Annotated in this window: 15 protein-coding genes; 4 read left to right on the top strand and 11 right to left on the bottom strand. The window is 61.7% G+C overall.

Going from position 1 to position 19,964, the window contains the following annotated elements; genetic code table 11:
* Window positions 1–135: 135 nt before the first annotated feature.
* Window positions 136–1,365, top strand: coding sequence for an alanine racemase (gene alr / locus ACVWZT_RS23425; RefSeq protein WP_457471698.1), 1,230 nt, complete (start codon window positions 136–138; stop codon window positions 1,363–1,365).
* A 48-nt stretch (window positions 1,366–1,413) separates the two neighbouring features.
* Here alr and ACVWZT_RS23420 read toward each other — a convergent pair whose 3' ends face one another.
* On the bottom strand, window positions 1,414–2,757 hold the full coding sequence (locus ACVWZT_RS23420) for a D-serine ammonia-lyase (protein ID WP_457471697.1): 1,344 nt from the start codon (window positions 2,755–2,757) through the stop codon (window positions 1,414–1,416).
* Between the two features lie 73 nt (window positions 2,758–2,830).
* On the bottom strand, window positions 2,831–4,549 hold the full coding sequence (locus ACVWZT_RS23415) for an FAD-dependent oxidoreductase (protein WP_457471695.1): 1,719 nt from the start codon (window positions 4,547–4,549) through the stop codon (window positions 2,831–2,833).
* 195 nt (window positions 4,550–4,744) lie between these two features.
* Here ACVWZT_RS23415 and ACVWZT_RS23410 point away from each other — a divergent pair, with 195 nt between their 5' ends.
* The 3 genes from ACVWZT_RS23410 to ACVWZT_RS23400 all read left to right on the top strand — a co-directional run bounded on the left by ACVWZT_RS23410 (window position 4,745) and on the right by ACVWZT_RS23400 (window position 7,561).
* Window positions 4,745–5,521, top strand: a complete 777-nt coding sequence (locus tag ACVWZT_RS23410) for an IclR family transcriptional regulator (RefSeq protein WP_457471694.1) — start codon at window positions 4,745–4,747, stop codon at window positions 5,519–5,521.
* A gap of 142 nt (window positions 5,522–5,663) precedes the next feature.
* Window positions 5,664–6,716, top strand: a complete 1,053-nt coding sequence (locus ACVWZT_RS23405) for a Gfo/Idh/MocA family protein (protein WP_457471693.1) — start codon at window positions 5,664–5,666, stop codon at window positions 6,714–6,716.
* A 29-nt stretch (window positions 6,717–6,745) separates the two neighbouring features.
* Window positions 6,746–7,561 (top strand): sugar phosphate isomerase/epimerase family protein, encoded by an 816-nt coding sequence (locus tag ACVWZT_RS23400; protein ID WP_296231162.1) that lies wholly within the window; start codon window positions 6,746–6,748, stop codon window positions 7,559–7,561.
* Window positions 7,562–7,725: 164 nt separating this feature from the next.
* Here the strand turns inward: ACVWZT_RS23400 and ACVWZT_RS23395 are convergent, their stop codons facing one another.
* The 9 genes from ACVWZT_RS23395 to tssK form a co-directional block, all read right to left on the bottom strand.
* Window positions 7,726–9,051, bottom strand: coding sequence for an MFS transporter (locus ACVWZT_RS23395; protein WP_457471692.1), 1,326 nt, complete (start codon window positions 9,049–9,051; stop codon window positions 7,726–7,728).
* Between the two features lie 274 nt (window positions 9,052–9,325).
* Entirely contained in the window at window positions 9,326–9,703 is a 378-nt protein-coding gene (locus ACVWZT_RS23390) for a histone-like nucleoid-structuring protein, MvaT/MvaU family (RefSeq protein WP_296231160.1), read from the bottom strand.
* 312 nt (window positions 9,704–10,015) lie between these two features.
* Window positions 10,016–10,909 carry a DUF6708 domain-containing protein gene (locus tag ACVWZT_RS23385; RefSeq protein WP_457471690.1) on the bottom strand — a complete coding sequence of 298 codons (894 nt, stop codon included), beginning with the start codon at window positions 10,907–10,909 and terminating at the stop codon, window positions 10,016–10,018.
* A gap of 2 nt (window positions 10,910–10,911) precedes the next feature.
* Complete coding sequence (locus ACVWZT_RS23380) at window positions 10,912–13,902, bottom strand: T6SS effector BTH_I2691 family protein (protein ID WP_457471688.1); 2,991 nt, start codon at window positions 13,900–13,902, stop codon at window positions 10,912–10,914.
* Entirely contained in the window at window positions 13,899–14,828 is a 930-nt protein-coding gene (locus ACVWZT_RS23375) for a DUF4123 domain-containing protein (protein WP_457471686.1), read from the bottom strand. Before ACVWZT_RS23375 ends, ACVWZT_RS23380 begins: the two co-directional genes overlap by 4 nt.
* Entirely contained in the window at window positions 14,825–16,993 is a 2,169-nt protein-coding gene (locus ACVWZT_RS23370) for a type VI secretion system Vgr family protein (protein WP_457471685.1), read from the bottom strand. The genes ACVWZT_RS23375 and ACVWZT_RS23370 overlap by 4 nt, the downstream gene beginning before the upstream one ends.
* 87 nt (window positions 16,994–17,080) lie before the next feature.
* Window positions 17,081–17,590, bottom strand: coding sequence for an Hcp family type VI secretion system effector (locus tag ACVWZT_RS23365; protein WP_457471684.1), 510 nt, complete (start codon window positions 17,588–17,590; stop codon window positions 17,081–17,083).
* Between the two features lie 129 nt (window positions 17,591–17,719).
* A complete protein-coding gene (icmH, locus tag ACVWZT_RS23360; protein WP_457471682.1) occupies window positions 17,720–18,589 on the bottom strand; it encodes a type IVB secretion system protein IcmH/DotU in 870 nt (289 codons plus the stop codon).
* A gap of 1 nt (window position 18,590) precedes the next feature.
* Window positions 18,591–19,928, bottom strand: coding sequence for a type VI secretion system baseplate subunit TssK (gene tssK / locus ACVWZT_RS23355; protein ID WP_457471680.1), 1,338 nt, complete (start codon window positions 19,926–19,928; stop codon window positions 18,591–18,593).
* Between the last annotated feature and the right edge of the window lie 36 nt (window positions 19,929–19,964).

Genomic DNA, 19,964 nt, shown 5'->3' with positions numbered 1-19,964 from the left:
CTGTGTTGGCTGGGTGCGGCCAGCTGGCCATCCCCCGCTGGCTGTGGCACCCTCGCCGATGGCCTGCCGACCGTCAATACACCCCTGTGGTTGCCAGGCCGCATACATCACCAAAAGAAGAACAGAGAAATCACCATGCCATTTCGCCGTACCTTCCTGGCTGCCTCCCTCGCTCTGCTGATCACTGGCCAAGCCCCGCTGTACGCCGCACCGCCGCTGTCGATGGATAACGGCACCACCGCCCTGACTGTGCAGAACAGCAACGCCTGGGTCGAAATCAGCGCCAGCGCGCTGCAGCACAACATTCGTACCTTGCAGGCAGAGCTGGGTGCCAAGTCCAGGCTGTGCGCCGTGCTCAAGGCCGACGCCTATGGCCACGGCATCGGCCTGGTGATGCCATCGATCATTGCCCAGGGCGTGCCCTGCGTGGCGGTGGCCAGCAACGAGGAAGCCCGTGTGGTCCGTGCCAGTGGCTTCACCGGGCAGCTGGTGCGGGTGCGCCTGGCCAGCCTTGGTGAGGTGGAAGATGCCCTGCAGTACGATATGGAAGAACTGGTCGGCAGCGCCGAGTTCGCGCGCCAGCTCGATGCCCTGGCCGAGCGTCACGGCAAGACCTTGCGCATCCACCTCGCGCTCAATTCCAGCGGCATGAGCCGCAACGGGGTAGAGATGACCACTTGGTCCGGCCGTGGCGAAGCACTGCAAATCACCGACCAGAAGCACCTCAAGGTGGTTGCGCTGATGACCCACTTCGCCGTGGAAGACAAAGACGATGTGCGTAAAGGCCTGGTTGCCTTCAACGAGCAGACCGCCTGGCTGATCAAGCATGCCAAGCTGGATCGCAGCAAGCTCACCCTGCACGCGGCCAACTCCTTCGCGACGCTGGAAGTGCCGGAAGCGCGCCTGGACATGGTGCGCACCGGTGGCGCGCTGTTCGGCGATACCGTACCGACGCACACCGAGTACCAGCGGGTCATGCAGTTCAAGTCGCATGTGGCGGCGGTGCACAGCTACCCGGCCGGTAACACTGTCGGCTACGACCGCACCTTCACCCTGAGCCGTGATTCGCGCCTGGCCAACATTACCGTCGGCTACTCCGATGGCTATCGCCGCGTGTTCACCAACAAAGGCCATGTGTTGATCAACGGCCACCGCGTGCCGGTGGTGGGCAAGGTGTCGATGAACACCTTGATGGTCGATGTCACCGACTTCCCTGATGTGAAGGATGGCAACGAAGTGGTGTTGTTCGGCAAGCAGGCCCAGGGCGAGATCACCCAGGCCGAGATCGAAGAAATCAACGGCGCGCTGCTGGCCGACCTGTACACCGTATGGGGCAGTTCCAATCCCAAGATTCTCGTCGACTGACATAGCCGTTCCAGCAAGCCCTGGCGCTGCCGGCCCAGGGCCCGGGCGCTAGGTGCCTGGGTAGCGGCCTTTGCTCAGATAAGCAGCAAATTCCGTCTCCGGTACCATGCTGCCGCCGGTCCCCCACACCAGGTGCGTGGCCCTGGCCATACGCTCGCTCGACAAGCCCATGCGGGCCAGGTATTCGGGCGCTTCAAGCACCTTGACCATGCCCGGCATACCCGCCAGCGCCGAAGGTTCCAGCCGTACATGTTCCAGGTCATGGGCCAGTACCAACAGCCGGTACAACGTTTCGTCGCTGACGGTGTAATACCCATCGAGCAAGCGCTGCATGGCCTTGCCGACGAAGCCTGAAGGGCGGCCCACCGCCAGGCCGTCTGCGGCGGTCAGGTTGTCGATGCCGAAATCCTGCACGCTGGTGGCGTCATGCAGCCCGCTGTACACCCCCAGGAACATGCATGGCGAGTGGGTGGGTTCGGCGAACAGGCAGTGCACATGGTCGCCCCACAGCAGCTTCAGGCCGAACGCCACGCCACCGGGGCCCCCGCCGACACCGCAGGGCAGGTAGACGAACAACGGATGCTCGGCATCCACCTGGATACCGGCCGCGTCGAACTGCCGGGCAAGCCGCTCGGCGGCAACGGCGTAGCCAAGGAACAGGTGCGGCGAGTTCTCGTCATCGACGAAATAGCAGGTCGGGTCCGCCGCCGCCTGCTGGCGGCCTTGCGCCACCGCGACGCTGTAGTCGCTGGCATACTCGACCACATTCACGCCATGGCCGCGCAGTTTGTCCTTCTTCCACTGGCGAGCATCGGCCGACATGTGCACGGTGGCCTGGAAACCCAGCCTGGCGCTGATGATGCCGATCGACAGGCCGAGGTTACCGGTCGAACCGACGGCAACCTTGTAGCGCCTGAAAAACGCCCGCGCCTGGTCGCTGTCCAGCGCCCGGTAGTCGCTGTCGAGGCTGATCAGGCCGGCGGCCAGGGCCAGGTCTTCGGCATGCTTGAGCACCTCGTGAATACCGCCGCGGGCCTTGATCGAGCCGGAGATCGGCAGTTCGCTGTCGGCCTTGAGCCACAGCGAACCGCTGGCGCGCAGGCCGGCCTCCTGCAGCAAGGTGGCGTGCAGCGCGGGCAGCGGGCGCAATGGCGATTCGATGATGCCGCCGCTGGCGGCGGTATCAGCAAATACGCTGGCCAGGTACGGGGCAAAGCGCGTTAACCGGGCACTGGCCGCACTGACATCGACGGCGCCCAGGCCAACATCGGCCAGGGCCTGGGCGGCCGGAGCGATGTGCGGGTTGAACCAGCGGGTTTCGCGCAGCCCCACCAGCTCCTCGATCAGGGGGTGGGAGTTGCACCATGCTTGCAGCGTCTTGCCGTGAATCATCGTGGCGTTCCTGGGATGGGGCCGGGGCTGACTGGGCGAAGTAACCAGATTTGCTCCTTGTCGGCAAGGCCGGTCAGTTGCATTCATATTCCCGCGCCCCGGCAATATGCCGCCCGGCCACATAGCCAAAGGTCAGCGCCGGGCCCAGGTTGATGCCACCCGACGGGTACCAGCCGCCAAATACACTGGCCATGTCGGTACCCGCCGCGTACAGGCCGACGATGGGCTGCCCGGCCTCATCCAGCACCCGGGCACTGGCGTCGGTGCGCAGCCCGGCAAAGGTTCCAAAACAGCCGGGTTGGACCTTTACCGCATAGAACGGCCCGTATTCGATCGGTGCCACGCAGGGGTTGGGCCCTTCATGCTGCGGGTCGCCCTGCTTGCGGTTGAAGGGTGTGGAGCCACGGCCGAAGGCGGGGTCCTGGCCGTTACGGGCGTGGTGGTTGAATTCGCTGACCGTGGCCTGCAGCCCGACCGGGTCGATGCCGCAAGCCTCGGCCAACGCTTCGAGCGTGGCGCCGCGCCTGAGGTAGCCGCTGCGCAGGTGCGGCCATACCGGCAGCGGGGCCGGTCGGGCGTAGCCCAGGCCGTAGCGGCGCAGGAAGCGGTGGTCGCAGACCAGCCACGAGCACACTTCCTCATGCGCCGGTACGGCCGCAATCATGGCCGCCACGTAGTCGTAATAACCATGCGCTTCGTTGACGAAACGCCTGCCATTGGCCAACACGCCGATGATGCCTGGCTTGCCGCGCTCGATGATGTGCGGGAAGTGGCCGACACTACCGTCGCGGTACGGCACTCGCGACACTGGCGCCCAGGCCACCGGCGACTTCAGGTCGGTGGCCACCACGCCGCCAACCGACTCGCCCAGACGCAGGCCGTCGCCCGAGCAGCCCTTGGGCGGCAAGGCCAGGTTGTCGTGGCCACTGGCATCGCGGGGAAACAGTTGCTGGCGCCGCGCAGGGTCGTTGGGGAAGCCGCCTGCCGCCAGCACCACGGCTTTGGCACGCACCGGTTGTTCGCCCTGCGCTGTGGCTATCACTGCCCCACACACCCGAGCGTTCTCGACCAACAGGCGCGTGGCCGGTGCCGACGCTTGTAGCTGCACGCCCAGGTCCTGTGCCGACTTGGCCAGGCGCGCCACCAATGCCACGCCGTTGACCAGGTACATCGCCCGGCCATACCGGGCCAGGTGGTACAGGTGGCGGCCAAAACGCTTGCAGACGTGCAGCAAGGCCTTGGGCGAACGGGTCAGGTTGAGGAACGCGGCAAGGTCGGCACCGGCCATGATCGGCATGCCCATGAACGAGGTTTCGCGCAGGGGCTGGCGCAAGCGTGGCAGCAGTGCGCCCACTTCGCGAGCGTCATAGGGCGCGGCAATCACCTGGTGCCCACCCTCGGCCGCACCCGGCGTGTCGCCGTGCATGTCCGGTATGCCGTTGCCGTCGGCAAACTGCAACGCCGTGTGCTGTTCAAAGAACGCCACCATGTGCGGGCACGCCTCGAGGAAGGCGTCTACCCGCTCTTGGTTGTAATACGCCCCCAGCTCGTTACGCAGGTAAGTGCGCGGTTGCTCGATGCTTTCCTCGATGCCGGCCCGGCGTGCCAGCGGGTTGCGCGGCACCCAGGCCCAGCCGCCGGACCAGGCAGTGGCACCGCCGAACACCGCTTCCTTCTCCACCACGATCACCTTCTGCCCATGCCAGGCGGCCGTCACCGCGGCAGCCAGACCGGCGGCGCCGGACCCTATGACCAGTACATCGCATTCGGTTTCTATCGGGGCGGAAGGCATTACAAGCGTCCTCTATTGTTATTGGAACAAGGTTCCATATTCTTCGCGGCAGGACATCAGCCTGCAAGGGTGAGATGGCCCGGACCGGCAAGTTATGGGCGATCACCGGACAATTTTCGCTGACCTTGCTGCGCCCGGTATCGGGCCTGTGGAATCATCTTCTAGAATCCGCAAAAATTTTCAGGGACCTGAGTCATGGCTGGTAGTCAGATCGAACGCGCCTTCAGTCTTGTAGAACACCTGGCCGGTGAACCGCAGGGGCTGCCTTTGCAAACCCTGGCCGAGCGCATGGACATCCCCAAGAGTGCTACCCACCGCATGCTCACCGAGCTGGCAAGGCTGGGCTATGTGCGGCAGAACCGTGACAACAGCCGCTACCAGCTCTCCGCCAAGCTGGTGGCACTGGGCTTTCGTTACCTGGCCAGCAGCGGCGCCGACATCATCCAGCCGATACTCGACCGCCTGGCCCAGGACAGCGGTGAACTGGTGCGTCTGGGCGTGATTGACGGTGCTCGCCAGACCTGGATCGCCAAATCCCAGGGCGCCCGCTCAGGGCTGCGCTACGACCCTGACATGGGCCGCGATGCGCCGCTGTTCTACACGGCGTCCGGGCATGCCTGGCTAGCCAGCCTGGATGATGAACAGGCGCTGCAGATGGTGTTGCGTCAGGGGATTGCCGACCCGGCCCAGTTCGGCCCGAAGGCGCCACGCTCCACCGATGAGCTGTTGGCCTATCTGCGCCGGGCGCGTGAGCGCGGTTACGCTTGGGTCGAGGAAACCTCGGCGATTGGCACCTCGGCCCTGGCAGCGGTGGTCCGGCGCCCGCAAAGTGACCATGTGATTGGCGTGCTGAGCATCGCCGGGCCCAGTGCACGCCTGGCAGAGAGCCGCCTGGCAGAGCTGGCGCCGTTGCTGCTGGCAGCAACGGAAGAACTGTCGCTGGCCAGCCGGGCGAGCGAGCTATTTGCCTGAGTGCGCGCGTTTCTGGTCGATAACCGCACAGTCTGTGCTACCTGTGCTTTTGAAAAGCAGAACCTGGTTCTAGATTGTTCAAGGCAGATTGCGGAACGTTGTTCCGGAATTTCCAATACAACAATCACAAGAGGACAGGCTGTTGAACGCACCCCTTCGTATCGCCTTGATCGGCGCTGGCATAATGGGCCGCCAGCATTACCGGCATCTGCTCAATGTGCCGCAAGCCCGTTTGTGTGCCGTGGCCGACCCGGGCCCGCAGGCCGAGGCCTTTGCCGCCGAATGCGGCGTGCCGTGCTTCTTCGACCATCGGCACATGCTGGAAAGCGCGCGCCCCGAGGCCGTGATCGTCGCCAACCCCAACAACCTGCACGTCGCCAGTGCGCTGGACTGCATCGAGGCTGGCGTACCCGTGCTGGTGGAAAAGCCGGTGGGCGTGCACCTGGATGAAGTGCGCGCGCTGGTCGAGGCCTCGCGTCGGCGCAATGTACCGGTACTGGTCGGCCATCACCGTCGGCATAACCCGTTGATCAGCCAGGCCCGCCAGGTGATTACCGATGGCAAGCTGGGCCGCTTGATCAACGTGACCGCGCTGTGGCAATTGCAAAAGCCCGACAGCTACTTCGAAACCCCATGGCGCCGCGAGCCGGGTGCCGGTTTCCTGCTGACCAATCTGATCCATGACCTCGACCTGCTGCGCCACCTGTGCGGCGAGGTGGCGCAGGTACAGGCCTTCACTCGCAACGATGTGCGCGGATATGCCAACGAAGACAGCGCAGCGGTGTTGCTGCAGTTCGCCAATGGTGCGTTGGGCAGCCTGACAGGCTCCGACGCGGTGGCCGCGCCCTGGAGCTGGGAGCTGGACTCTGGCGAAAGCCCGGTATACCCACGCCAGGATGGCCAGCCGTGCTACTTGCTCGCCGGCACCCTGGGCGCGCTGAGCATTCCCCAGCTCAAGCGCTGGCATTACGCCGAGGCGGGTGCAGGGTGGCATACGCCGTTGCTGCAGAGCGAAGAAAACATTCCCCCCGGCGAAGCATTGACCTTGCAGCTGCAGCACTTCGTGCGGGTTGCCCGGGGCGAGCAGGCGCCGCTGATCGACGCGGCCGACGGTGGCCGCACCCTGGCCTTGATCGAAGCGATCCGCAAGGCAGCGGACAGCGGCCGGGCCTGTGCGCCCGAACAGGTTGCCTGAATGCGCCCTTCATTGACTGGTGACAACTGATGACTGATCGAGTGTTTTCCCTGGCGGCGCTGACCGTGCTCGAACTATCCCCACCTGACATGGTTGAAGCCGCAGCCCGCGCCGGCTACAGCCACGTTGGCCTGCGCCTGGTGCCTGCCACCGAGCAGGAGCAGCATTTTCCGCTGGTGGCCGATGGCGACCTGCGCCGCAAGACCCAGGCGCGGTTGCGCGACACGGGTATCAAGGTACTGGACCTGGAAATCCTGCGCCTGAAGGCGGACACCTGTGTGGCCAGTTTCGAGCCGATTCTGGCCGTGGGCGCCGAACTGGGTGGCACAGAGCTTCTGGTGGCTGGCAACGATGCGGACGAGTCGCGCTTGACCGAGCGTTTTGCCGCGCTGTGCGATCTGGCGGCGGGCTACGGTATTCATCCGCACCTGGAATTCATGCCCTGGACCGATGTACGAGACCTGCGCCAGGCCGTGCGGGTGGTAGCCAATGCCGACCGCGGCAACGGCTGCGTGCTGGTGGATGCGTTCCACTTCAACCGCTCCAGCTGCGCGTTGCACGACCTCGCGCAGCTGGCGCCGCAGCGCATGCGCTACGCACAATTATGCGACGTCGCCGGCCCGGTGCCGGCTGACATGGACGAAATCCTGCGCCAGGCACGCAATGAACGGCGTTTTCCCGGCGAGGGCGATGCCGACCTGGTCGGCCTGCTGCGCACCTTGCCGCCAAACGTACCGCTGAGCCTGGAAATCCCCACGCGGCAACTGCTGGCGCAGGGCATCAGTGGTGAACAGCGTGCGCGCATGGCACTGGAGAAAGCCATGGCGGTGCTGGCCAAGGTCTGACCGAAGCAGTGCGGCTACTGCCGCTGTTCGCCGGCAAGCCAGCTCCTGCACGGCAGGAGCCGGCTTGCCGGCGACGGGGCCGTGCAGGCAGCAGCCATCGCCCCTTGCGGCCTGAGCAAAAAAAGGGCCCGCAAGGGGCCCCGTAGAGGTAAGTGGCAGCGCGCCTAGGCGTGCTCGACCTTGCGCGGTGCCATGAAGTACATCCACACCAACGCCAGGAAGTACATGGCCGGGATCAGGGTGAACAACACCGCATAGTTGTTGTGTGTTGCGGTCAGTACGCTGCCGACGATCTGGGTCATGAACATGCCGCCAATCGCCGCACACATGCTGCCAAAGCCGAACACCGTACTTACCAGGTGCCTGGGCGTGTAATCCATCACCAGGCTCCAGATATTGGCGGTCCATGCCTGGTGCGCGCCGACTGCCAGCGAGATGGCGGCCACCGCAACCCACAGCCCACTGGCATTGGCGGCGAAGGTGACGCTGAGCATGGTGCAGGCGAAGATCAGCATCGACACCAGCCGCGCCGTGGTGGCGCGCATGCCACGCCCGATCAGCCAGGACGACAGGATGCCGCCGCCGATGCTGCCGAAATCCGCCGTCAGCCAGATGATGATCAGCGGGATCCCCATCTGGGTCACGTTGATACCCAGGCTGTATTGCTGGTTGAGAAATGGGGGCAACCAGTACAGGTAGAACCAGAACACCGGCGCGGTAATCGCGTAGGCCACGGCGAAGGCCCAGGTGCCACGCAGGCGCAGGATGCGGCTGAACGGCACGCGGCTCGGCTCGGCAGTATCGCCTTGCTGGATGTATTCCACCTCGCTCTGGCGCACGCGGGGATGGTCTTCCGGGTTGTAGTACTTCAGCACCCACAACACCACCCAAACCAGGCCCAGGCTACCCATGGCGATGAACGCGGCCTGCCAGCCCCACACCGCCAGGATCAGCGGCAGCAGGGCGGGGGTGACCATGGCGCCGACGTTGGTACCGGCATTGAACAGGCCGGTGGCGATGGCGCGTTCCCCGGCCGGGAACCACAGCCGCACGGTCTTCACACAGGCCGGGTAGTTGGCCGCTTCGGTCAGGCCGAGGATGAAGCGGCAGACCATGAAACCGGCGGCTGACGTGGCCAGGCCATGGGCGCCGGTGGCCAGGCTCCACAGCAGCACGGCGAAGAAGAACGCGCGTTTTACCCCGACCTTGTCGATCAACCTGCCTTGCAGCAGGAAACCGATGGCGTAGCCGACCTGGAACCAGAAGTTGATGTTGGCGTAGTCCATCGCCGTCCAGCTCATCTCCTTGGCCAGGACAGGCTGCATGATGCCCAGCGCGGCACGGTCGATGTAGTTCAGGGTGGTAGCGAAGAATACCAGGGCAAGCATGCCCCAACGGGTCTTGCCGACGGCGAAGGCGCCGCGAAGCTTGTCGCCGATCGAACCCTGGGGCGTCCGAGGGGCGGCGGAGGTGGTCCTGGAGTGGTTCATAAACTGCTCGTTCTTGAAATTGTATTCAGCTGCGATGCTACGGGGTCGCCAGTCCCAGGCAGGGGACATGCAAGGCCGGTGCATGGTGGGCAGTGAAGGCGGCAGCGTCAATTCAAGCGAGAGGCTAGTGTTCGGTTATCGAACGGTTGCGGTGGCCTGTGGGCCAGATGGCGGGGCGGATCAGCCGGGGTAGACGGGGTGGCGTTCGCTACTCGGCACCGTGGGGCTGCATGGGCAGTTGTTTTGCTGGCCGAGTATATGTTGGTCCAGGGCGTCAGTACCATACAGTTGTCCAGCGGTGTACCTCGTCGCGGCCGTATTGTTGAATCCATAGTTGCAGCGTTTTGTTCGATGTGCTTTTCGCTTCTATTACCTCAGCGGTGTACGGGTTTCTGTAGTACCTGCTTTGGCGCGCCCTGAAGCGGCGTAATGGTGGTGGGGGCGAGCATGAATGGTTACGATCTTCGTCCTCAATCTTGCTGATCGCCAATATCTCCGATAGGCCGAACTGGTATTCGGCGAGCAGGTCGTGGAGTTTGCTTTCGAACTCGAATTCTCGTTTGAGGTGCGGGTCGATCCCTACGAAGGACAACTCGGACTTCTTGGCGGCGAGCAGGTGCTCGAGTGCGCGGAATTCGGCAAGTCGGGACATGTCTTGGCTCCATCGATTGATGGGGTTAGTGTTAGTGGCTGCCGAACTGTAATGCAAGCAAATAAATAATTTGTGAAATATTTAGGATTGGCAGATGGCGTAGCGTATTGGGTGCGATGTTTAATTCTGTTTTGCCTGTGTAAGAATATTCCCACTGTAAAGTCGGTTAAATGTAAAGAGTTATGGTGACTGCACTATTCAGGCGGGGCGGTGGCATTGGGCCGCAAAGCGGCCCAATTGTTCGATTGGCGCGTTGTCCGTTGGCGCGCCTTCGCCATGGGCCGGGCAAATATGACGATGGCTAACCACGGGTTATCCGCCTTTCTTTTTACCGGCTTGGGCGGTGTTTTTTTGAAAGGCTTCCGGAGGTGGCGGGGCTGCGCGGACGTTGAACAGCCGACAGACACCGTACCAGCAGATGGCGACTGTCAGGTTGTAGGGAAACAGCACGGCCCAGAATGGTAGTTGCCAGTTCTTCTTGCCCTGCATTTCGCCCGGTTCGCCGGTTCGCCAGGGGGCATAGTGGCGCCAGGCTTCGGCCGGGGTCAAGCAGATGGCGTGAAGCGGCCGGTGCCACCAATTGGGTTCGCCAGGTGGGGGAAGTTTGTCAGGGCCGTGGTCCATGAAGTGACGGAGATATTCCCATACTTCGGCGACATGCTTGACGCTGGCTTCGGTGGGTTCGTTGCTGTCGACCCAGAGACAGTCCTTCTGGTGGAGGCTACCGTCTTCCCGGCGAGGGGCGAAGGCGAGGGCATAGCAGGTGCTGAAGGAGGAACCGCCAAACTCGGTGCGTTTGAAAATGCCGCCTCCGGTGTTAGACCATTCAAAAACTAATAATTTCGTCAATCGTTGGTAGTAGATTTTCTTCGTTGAGCGGTTAAGGCAGAGGCTAGATAGATTCTTTATGAAATATATCCGGTAGGCGAGAAACGGAAGGAATACGAAAGGGGTGGCTGCGAATCCGAACATCAGGATGGGGTCGAATGTATAAGGGTTCCAGGCATCGTCAGAGAAAAAGTACGGGTAAGTGACAATCATTAGGATTAAAATTGATGCGCAGTATAGTTTTCCCATGAAAACCGAGTCCGTAACCCAGGGGTTTCGCAGGCACAAAGTGTTATTGGATAAGTGTAATACCTGTCCACCAATAGCTGGCTTGTGACCTGATTCGGATGTTGTGTTAAATAACCAGAGGGTTGCCATTGTCAGCGCTCAAGACGAAAAGTTGAAGAGATCTCATTGCTTTCCTCCAGCCCTTGGTGGGCATTATAAGAAATATGTAATGAGACATGGTTTTGACTGGCTGGAGTGCTTTTGAAATGAAGAACTAGCCCTGCGCTTACGATGTAGCCGTCTGGGACGATTGGATAGACGTCTAGGCCTTGATCATCACGTAAGCTGCTCAAACTCCCGGACCATTCGCTTGCGCCGATTACGAAACCCGGTAAAAGCACTGTAAACTCGACGGTTGGAGGAGTTGTGTTCACTTCATTGGGGGTAATAGCTGTCCAGTTGCGTGGGGGCCAGTGATGATTTTGATGCCAGCGGGTGTCGACATTGATTACACCCAGCGAAGCTGCTTGCTCGGCCGATAGTAGCTTTGGTCCATAGTGCTCATTGTGCCAAGCTTTGATTTCTGCGTGCAGCGATGGGAATGCAGGCAATTTTATTTCATGGTCCAAGGTGATTTCATGGCGGACTTCGCCATCGTTAATGCGATTGCCAAAGATGCTGCGTGCTGCCCAAAGCTCAATAGGGCTGTGAAGGTGTTCATGTGCCTTGCCGTGAAGATAGAGTCCCCCTGCAATAATTGCGACTCCCACAAGTACAAGTGAAGCTGCAGCCCAACCGGCGAACGGTACTACCGAAGTCACGCCAGCAATTGCAAGTCCGGCTTCAAGGACGACAGTAGATCCGGCGGCCATGGTTATCCCTGCGGCCAGTGTATACCTGGATGCAGTTGGATTACCGTTATCAGCTTGACGTTGCGATTTGAGGGTGTCAGAAACAATGCCAAATATAATTGCGGGATATCCTGCTAAACGCGCAAAAAGATTACTGCTCAGAAACCTGATAATCCCATTGCCAAACGCCATCCCCGGCGCAGTCGAACCCAACCTCAGCATCACGGCTTTCTGCGTTGCGCGCACGCTGACCAACGTCGACGCCGCCGCACCGATAACACCGAAAATCGATGAAGCGAAGCCCGTGGTGTATTCCGGCGCATCACTTTTCTGCAGGCTGCTGTAGGCCGTCTTGAGCGACAACACATTGAACCACAGCATCCCGGCGTTCAAACCACCGCCAACGCTTGAAGTCAGCAACCCGAGGAAGTTGGGTTTCACTCGTACGGCAGTGGTCAGTTCGATTGAGACCGTCCGGCTTCCCGAGATACGCAGGCGCTTCATTTCCTCCACCTGCGCCATGCCGCTTTTCAGGTACTTCTGCACCTCCTGGCTGAATGGATTTTCCCTGATCGCCTGGTCGGTAATCCGGTAGCGTGCCGCCAACAACCCGAGTGCCTTCTCGGCATTGGCTTCACCTGCCGCCAGCAGCACTTGCTGGCGCAGGCCACGGCTGGCATCCCAGCGTGTCTGCCCACGCAGGCGCTTGAGCACCACGGTATTGACCGACTGGGCAGTCAGGTCGGTGATGTCGGCCATGGCCGGAAATCGCCCGGCCAAGCCTTCGATCACGTTGTCGCTGGCGCCGAGCAGGCTGCCGATCGCGTCGGCCTTGTCCTTGAACGGGTTGAACGGGGCGAGGGCGGTGTAGAGCGGGCTGTCGTGCTGGTCCAGCCACTGCTCCAGGCGCTTGAGGCGCCGGTCTTGGTCTTCGGTACCGGGGGCCGGCTGGCCCATCGGCTGGATCAGCAGCGCCAGGGAGATTTCCAACCCGCGGGCGGAGGCGAGTTCGTCGCGGTCGTAGCAGGCCAGGGCGGCGGCCAGGCTGTAGGGATTGTCGATATGCCGGGATTCGGCGGTTGCCAGCCAGGCGTCATGGTCGTGGCTGGCTTGCAAGGCCTGGTTGCGCAGGGCGCCGATGCGCTGTTCCAGCTCATCGCGTTCGGCGAGGAACCGCAGGTAGCTGGCGCTATCGAGGCGCTGTGCCAGGCGTGCGCCATTGGGGGAATAGTCTTCGTGGGTGAGGGCCTGGAAATGCGATGCCGAGGGCGACAGGGCGGGCCCGCGGCGTTCCTTGCCAAGCCGGAATGCGGCCAGCTCCGGGGAGGGTGCATCCGCCGGGTACAGGCTTTCCAGTGTCTTGTTCAGCAGCATGGCGACCAGGTTGCGGTGGTGGAAGTCGCGGCTCTGCGGGCTCAGCTGTTCGGCATCCAGCCGGTAGCAGGCCGGTACCCGTTCGTGCTCGGGGCCCTCGGCGGGTTGCAGGTGTTGCAGCTGCTCGGCAGGCATCAGGTCGCGCAGTTGGTGCTGGTAGGCGGACACCGACAGGCTGAGGTCCAGGGCCATGCCTTCGGCGTCGGCTAGCGCCACCACCACCGGTACCTTGGGCTGGGGGTAGGGGTAGTGCCGGCCGATGGCAGCGAGGTTGCCGATGGGCAAGGTTTCGCTGAGCGGATCACTGCTCCAGGTCAGGGACATGCGCTGCGCGGCGGGTTTGTAATCTTCGACCCAGGTGGGCAAGGCACTGACTGGCAAGACATGGGGCTGGCTTGACGGGGCCTGGCTGGCGCTGACGAGTTCGGCCATGTCCAGCTGGCGCATGTGCCGTTTGCGCAGGGCTGGCGAAGCGCTGATGCGCGCGGTCATGGCGTTGGTCCACAGGTGCGGGCTGTAGCCGATCCACACTTCGCTGGCGGTATCGGGGCAGGTGTCGGCCCAGACCCAGCCCAGGGTGCGGCTGGACAGGTAGCGATCGCGCAGGTGGTAACTTTCCAGGCCGCGATAGCGCAGTTCCTTGTAGAGGCCTGCGCCGAGGTACTCGTGGATGACCAGCTTCTGGCCCCGGGGGCCTTGCATGAACACGTAGACATAGCCCGGGCGCAGGGCGCGCAGGGTGTAGGCGGAATGCTGCAGCGGGGGGAAATCCTGCTCGAGGTTGAAGCCGGCATCGGCATAGCGGCAGGCAGGAGCGTCGCCGCTGCGCGGGACGATGGCATAGCGCACCGGCAGGACGGGAATGCGTGCGCTGCAGGCAGGGCCGGAGGTGGCGCTGCTTACGGAGGCGTCGTTCATGGGGCGGGCTCCTCGCTTTCGATCAATGCGCGCAATTCGTGGAGCCGGCTCTGCGGGGACTCCTTCAGGTTGGTGTAGATCGTCACGGCCTGTTCATCGGCCATGAGCCACATGTTCCTGGCGATTAGCCTGATGAACTGCCCAGCCACCTCCTCGTCGCGAAAATGGAGCGCTTTCAATTGCGGCAGCAGTTTTTCAATCCATAGCCTGATGTCCGCCAATGTGTGGCTGGCATGCTGCGGCATGGCTACTACCTCGTGAGCCAGGCTGAGCACGAAGTGCTCGTGCATGCCTGCCTGCAGCCGTTCCAGTTCGACCTTGCTCAGGGAGAGTGGAGATTGCGAGATGGCACGTGCACTGCTCGGGTTGCGCTCGAGCGTCTTCCACGCGTGGGCTGGTCCCCAGTTGACTCGCCAGGCCAGTGAAGTCACAGGCCCAAGCCAGGCAGCCCGATGGTCGTCATCCAGTGCCTCCAGCCAGGCTGCAAGGTGATCCGGTCTGAACTGGAACGTGGCCAGCCCCTGATCAGGAAGCGAGACCTGCACCAGGCTGGTGAAATGGTCTGCCAACCCGCCAAGGCCAATATCGGCATCCAGCGCGATGGCACCGCCAATGGGCATCCAGGTAGCGATTGCATGGGCAAGCAGTTCGGGCGCGTCTGCCACGTTTACCAGCAATGGCCCGAAGTCGTGGCGCTCGTCCAGGGTGCTGCGCTTCCACAGCCACGCTTGCCGGGTGTTTCGGCGCACATCACTGACCAGCTCAAGTACCGAAGGGGCATAGGCCGGCACCAGCTCGCCATTGGGCAGAATCTGCGATATTGGCCGGTAGGCCCAATACTCGAGCACGTTGGTCATCAGCAGCAGAAAGCGCGCGCTTTTCCCGACCTGCATGCTTGGCAAGGTTTTCGAGGACGTGTTTTTCATCGACCTGGCCCTCTGCGACAAGGGCAGTCGGGCAACGGGCAGGAACCATCGGGGCGGCGCCCGCACTGGCGATCCAACGGCTTGCCATGGTCTGGAGCGCCACTGATGGAGAACAGCTTGCCTGCTCCATCTGCCGATTGGAGCACCTGGCCGTTGATGCGTAGTGTCGGACTGTCCAGGGTGATGCCTGCCTCGTCGATCCGGATGGAGCCGCCAGGGCCCTGGATGACCACCGCGTCTGCTGTATGCAGCTCATAGCGCCGGGTACGCCTGCGGATTTCGCCGCGGGCCTCCAGTTCAACATGCCCTTCAACCTGTAGCTCAAGATTGCCGCCAACGCGGGTGTGGTGGTTGGCAGCGATCTGGTCATGGCGGTGGTTGCCGATGGTTTCAACCCGGTCCTTGGCGATGTTGATTGTCTGGTTTCGTCCGATGACGAGTGTGGCGTCATGTCCAATGTTGACGCGTTCATCATTGCCAACCGTTTCAGCGCGGTCACGGCCAATCAGAATGGACTCGTCGTTATTGACCTGTTCCTTGCGGTCGTTGCCGATCTGCGTGGACTCATCGTGCCTGACCACAATGTTCTGGTCTTTCTGTGCGTGGATGAAGACTTCCTCCTGCCCCAGTTCATCTTCGAAGCGCAGCTCGTTGAAACCATCGCCCTTGTGGGTCTGGCTCTTGATCGTCATGCGTGTCTTGTGCCGGGGAAGGTCGTAAGGCGGCAGCTGATCTGCGCAGTAGGTACGTCCGGTAATCACCGGCTGGTCGGGGTCGCCATTGACGAACTGGATGATCACCTCCTGGCCGACCCGGGGGATGGCCATCGAACCCCAGCTGCCACCAGCCCAGCCTTGCGATACCCGAACCCAACAGGAGCTGAACGCGTTGTGCCGGCTTTCGCGGTCCCAGGGAAAGCTGACCTTGACCCGGCCCCACTCATCGCAATGGATCTCTTCGCCGGGCGGGCCGACCACGGTGGCCACGTGGGGGCCATCGACGCGAGGCCTGGCCAGCGGTGCAGGGCGCCACTCGGTTCTGCCGGGGACGAGCGTTGCGCTTTGCTGGTAGCGGGTGCTCTGGTCGGCGCCGGCGGCTTCTTCCAGCAGGCTGGTGAATTGGCTGCCGGTGTGGCTGACCTCATTCACTCGCCAATGCACATTGAGGTCGTCTCGCGGGTGGCCTGCAAGTGTGAAGCTCAGGCCAGGTTGCAAGCGCGGGTCGTCGCCTTCGACTTCGGCAATACGTACATCGTGACGCAATGCGGTGATGCGGTTTTCGGTAAATGGCTTGCCGACGGCATCAGACTTGTAACGGCCTGGATAATCGAAGCGCTCATAAACGCTGGACTGGTGCTCCAGAAAAGGCCCCGAAGCGCTTTGCTCCAGGCGATAGGCCGGTTTGGTGAAGGTATAGTCGCGCTGCACCTGGCGGGCAGTACGCACTCGCTCGCTATAGCGCAAGCGCCGTAAACAGGGGGTTGCCTGCGCGCCGCCGCCAGCAGATCGATACAGCACACTGCACAGCTCGCCAGGCTTGTCATCATCGTCTACGGCTTCTTCGTCATGCTTGGCGGAGGTTGTAGCGGACGGGATATTCCCGAATGCGAGTACTCGGTCGGTCAGGATGAGTTTGTGATTGTTTTCGGTATGTTCGAAGCGGTAGACGAAGCCTTCCTCGGCCGCCAGGCGGGAAAAGAAATCGAGGTCGGTTTCTCCGGCCTGGACGCAGAACTCCCGCTTTGGATAATCGAAACCTTTGGCAATATGGTATTCAGTAATGCCTTGGCGTTTGAGCATCATTTCGAGAATGTGCGGAACGCTTTTGTGCTGGAAGATCCGCCAGTTCGAGCGAAGGCCAGCGCGAGCCAGTTGCGGTTCGACGACGGCGCTGTAGCGGGTGCGATGCGGGCCACTATCGGCTTGGCTGAACGCGCTGATCAGACCATGCACATGCCGCAAGGGGCAGTTCCCACGGCTGATGGTGAACAATGCCGGCTTGTCGAGTAATTGCCCGAAGTCGAGGTCGTGTTCGTAGCTGATGAGTTCCAGTTCCAGCTTGAAGTTCTGGCTGATACTTTCCTTGAGTGTAAAGGACACAACCTCCAACGCGGGTCGGTAAACAAGCGGTTGGAAACTGTAATACAGGTCGGATTGGCTAGGCATGAGCAGTCCCTGTTCACCGTCTGGTAGTACCCAGGTGTCCGGGCGGCGAAGCCGTCCGGATCAATGCCCTGGACGCGTGTTCGGGTGTCAGGATTGTTGCCAGTCGTCAGACCCTTCGGTGCCGCAGATTTCGTGGCATTCCGTTATCTTTCGATAGGAAAACCAAAGTTCCACCTCTTGATGTCGCGGCGTGGAGGTCATTTCTTGTGCATGGGGCTGCTCGGTCCGCATCTTGATGATTGTCGCGTCGGTAAGTGTCGTTGTGTAATAGTGCTCGTTGGGGTCTTCGCTGGTGGCGCGAAATTGCTTGATTGTTACTTCCGGCAGTAACTCCGCCTTGCAGATGGCTTCCAGTAACAGCGGCTTGGATTTGTTCGTGGTGAAGGTCACCTTGTAGGGGCCATGCACACGCTTGCCAGAGGGTTGGCCGTTCTGTGGGTCGATCGGTGTGTTGATTTCATGTTCGACCTTCTGCAACATGATTTCACTTTCAAACTCGGCCTGATAGATATTGCCGATCGACGCCGCAGTGCTTGCGCCTTCGCTGATATCGCCTTGCACTTTGCCGGTGACTTTCAAATATGCGGGTGAGGCCATTATGTACTCCAGATTTTCACGGGTTACATGCCCTGTTTCTGCAAGGGCACAGCCATCGGAAGCGATGGGCTTGTCATCGAGGCGGGTGCCTCGCTGATCAGTGGAACTCGATGATGCGTTGCAGCTGGATTACTGCTGCAAAATGCCGTTGAGGGATTCCAGTACTTCGGTGGTAATCAAGTGCAGGCGATAGCTGTAGATCCCGTAGGCCACAGCCATGGCAAGCAGGGAAATCACCAGGGGACTCCACCACGGCCATTGCCGGCTCATGCGGAAGTTTCGCGGCGCGACATGGGTGTAGGGGTCGCATACCGTTTCGGGTGCAGGGCCCCGTAGTTCACGGAGCATCCCATGCAGTTGATGGATCAGCGCGTTCAGCGTTTCTTCACCTTTTGGCGCGATGGCGTACTTGCCTTTCAGCCCCAGGCATAACGCGAAATACATGAATTCCAGTACGTCCTGATAACGTGCGGGTTCCTGCATCAGACGGGACAACACCGTGAAGAATTTTTCCCCACCCCAGGTTTCGTCGTGGAAGATGCTCAGCAGGGGCTCCTGGCTCCAGCAACTGTTCTTGCCCCACGGCCTTTCCATGACCGCTTCATCGATGTACAGGCACAGGGCATAGGAATAGGCGAGCGCCTGGGCGGGCTCGTAGCCATGCTGGCGGATCTCCTCCTGGATATTCTCGATCTGGTTGCGCACTTGCTGGTGCACTTTCTGGATATTGGGCAACTCGTCCAGTGTGCGCAGGCGTATGACCAGGCCGAACAGCGGTGCCGCAGCATCCAGCATGAGGTTGTCGTAGCCGCCACGCAGTTGAAATTCCGGATCTGCCGGGTAACCTTCGTCAGCCTGTTCCGGCGGTGGCGTCTGCGCCGAGGCTTCCGGCTTGGCCGAAGCAGGTGGCTCCGGGGGCGACGGCTTGCCGAGTACCGCCTGCAGCGGTGTGCTTTCAACACCAGTGGCGTCGGTGGAGGTAGTGTTGTTGCCTTTCATCTCATTCACTCCTGATCGCCCAGAACTGCAATTCAAGCCCGGGGAAGTCCCCCGCGATATGGATGCCGAAGCCGTTTGCCGTCTTCATGCAGGCCCAGGCTGGATCACGTCGGTCCAGTTCGAAGTAACTGAAGCCTGCATGGAAGGGCAGGTCGCGAGGCGCCACTGGCAAGGGGGTCAACGGGATGCCTGGGAGCTGCAACGGCACCAGCTCCTCCAGCGATTCCAGCGAAGTGATCTTGGCTTTCTGCACGAACATCTGGCGTAACACCTGCGGTTGCAGATGGGCGCCCACCGCGACGACGAAGTCGGCCTCATCGATCAACCGGCGGTCATCCAGCGTGGCCTTCATCACGCCGTAGTCCAGTGTTTCCAGTGGCAACGACACGGCACGTGGTTGCAGCACCGTACTCAGCGCCCGGCGTAGCGCGTCCTGCAGTGGCTGGAACGAGGTGCGCAGCGCGGTGTGGTGATAGGCAGGGTATTCGTGCGGCAACCGACCGGGGTCGGTGAAAGTCACCAATTCACCGCAGGCCTGGCTCATGCACAGATAGAGCTGCTCGGGGTGTGTCTGGGCCTGCCTGGCCAGGTGCTGGAAGCAGGGCCACCAGCGGTTCATGGCTTGCAGCAGGTTGAAGTCGCGGATGTCGGCGATGCCCGACTGGCGCCCTCCGCCGAGGCGTGCGGCAAGGTTGCGCCCACGTTCCCGCAAGGTATTGGTGATTTCTTCCAGGAAGCGTTGCAGCGCCGGTATCGCCCGTACCGACACACAGGTGGGGTAGAACGCTTCGTCCAGCTGCAGGCTACCGTCGGGACGACGCTCCAGGATACGTGCCAGGGCCAGGCGGGTATAGGCGCTGCTGTCCTCGGTCTGGCGTTTGAGCTGCAGGTTGGGGACGGCCAGGTCGACGGCTACCAGGTCACCGTCAGCACTGTGGGTATCCTTGATTTCATGGACCTGGGCGATGTAGCGCAGGTTGGCAGCGTGGTCGGGCCAACTCACTTCACGGCCGCCATTGGTGCGCAAGGGCAGGCATAGATACACCTCGCTGTCTCTCGCGCCATCATCTTCGATTTCCAGCGGTGGCGGCGGCGGCAGATCGGCGGGAATATCGAACACCGTGCCATCTGGCATGATGCCCCGGGCCCGGGTAATGGCGATTTTGCCAAGGGTCAGGTACTCGTCGTTCAGCTGTAGTTCGCTGAAGCCATAAAACGCAGCATTGAGGCTACCCAGGCGTTGCTGCAAGGCTGCTTCGCTGGCGCGTGCTGCCTGTTGAAAATGCTGCGGCTTGACGAACAGTCCTTCAGGCCAAAGAACAGGATTACGTGTACTCATGGGCACTCCATGTCAGCGCGGGTAAGCAAAACGGGA

It is taken from the genome of Pseudomonas sp. TE21394 (genome assembly GCF_054057835.1).
The sequence above is the reverse complement of the archived record's forward strand: the minus strand, read 5'-3'. Positions and strand labels throughout refer to the sequence as shown.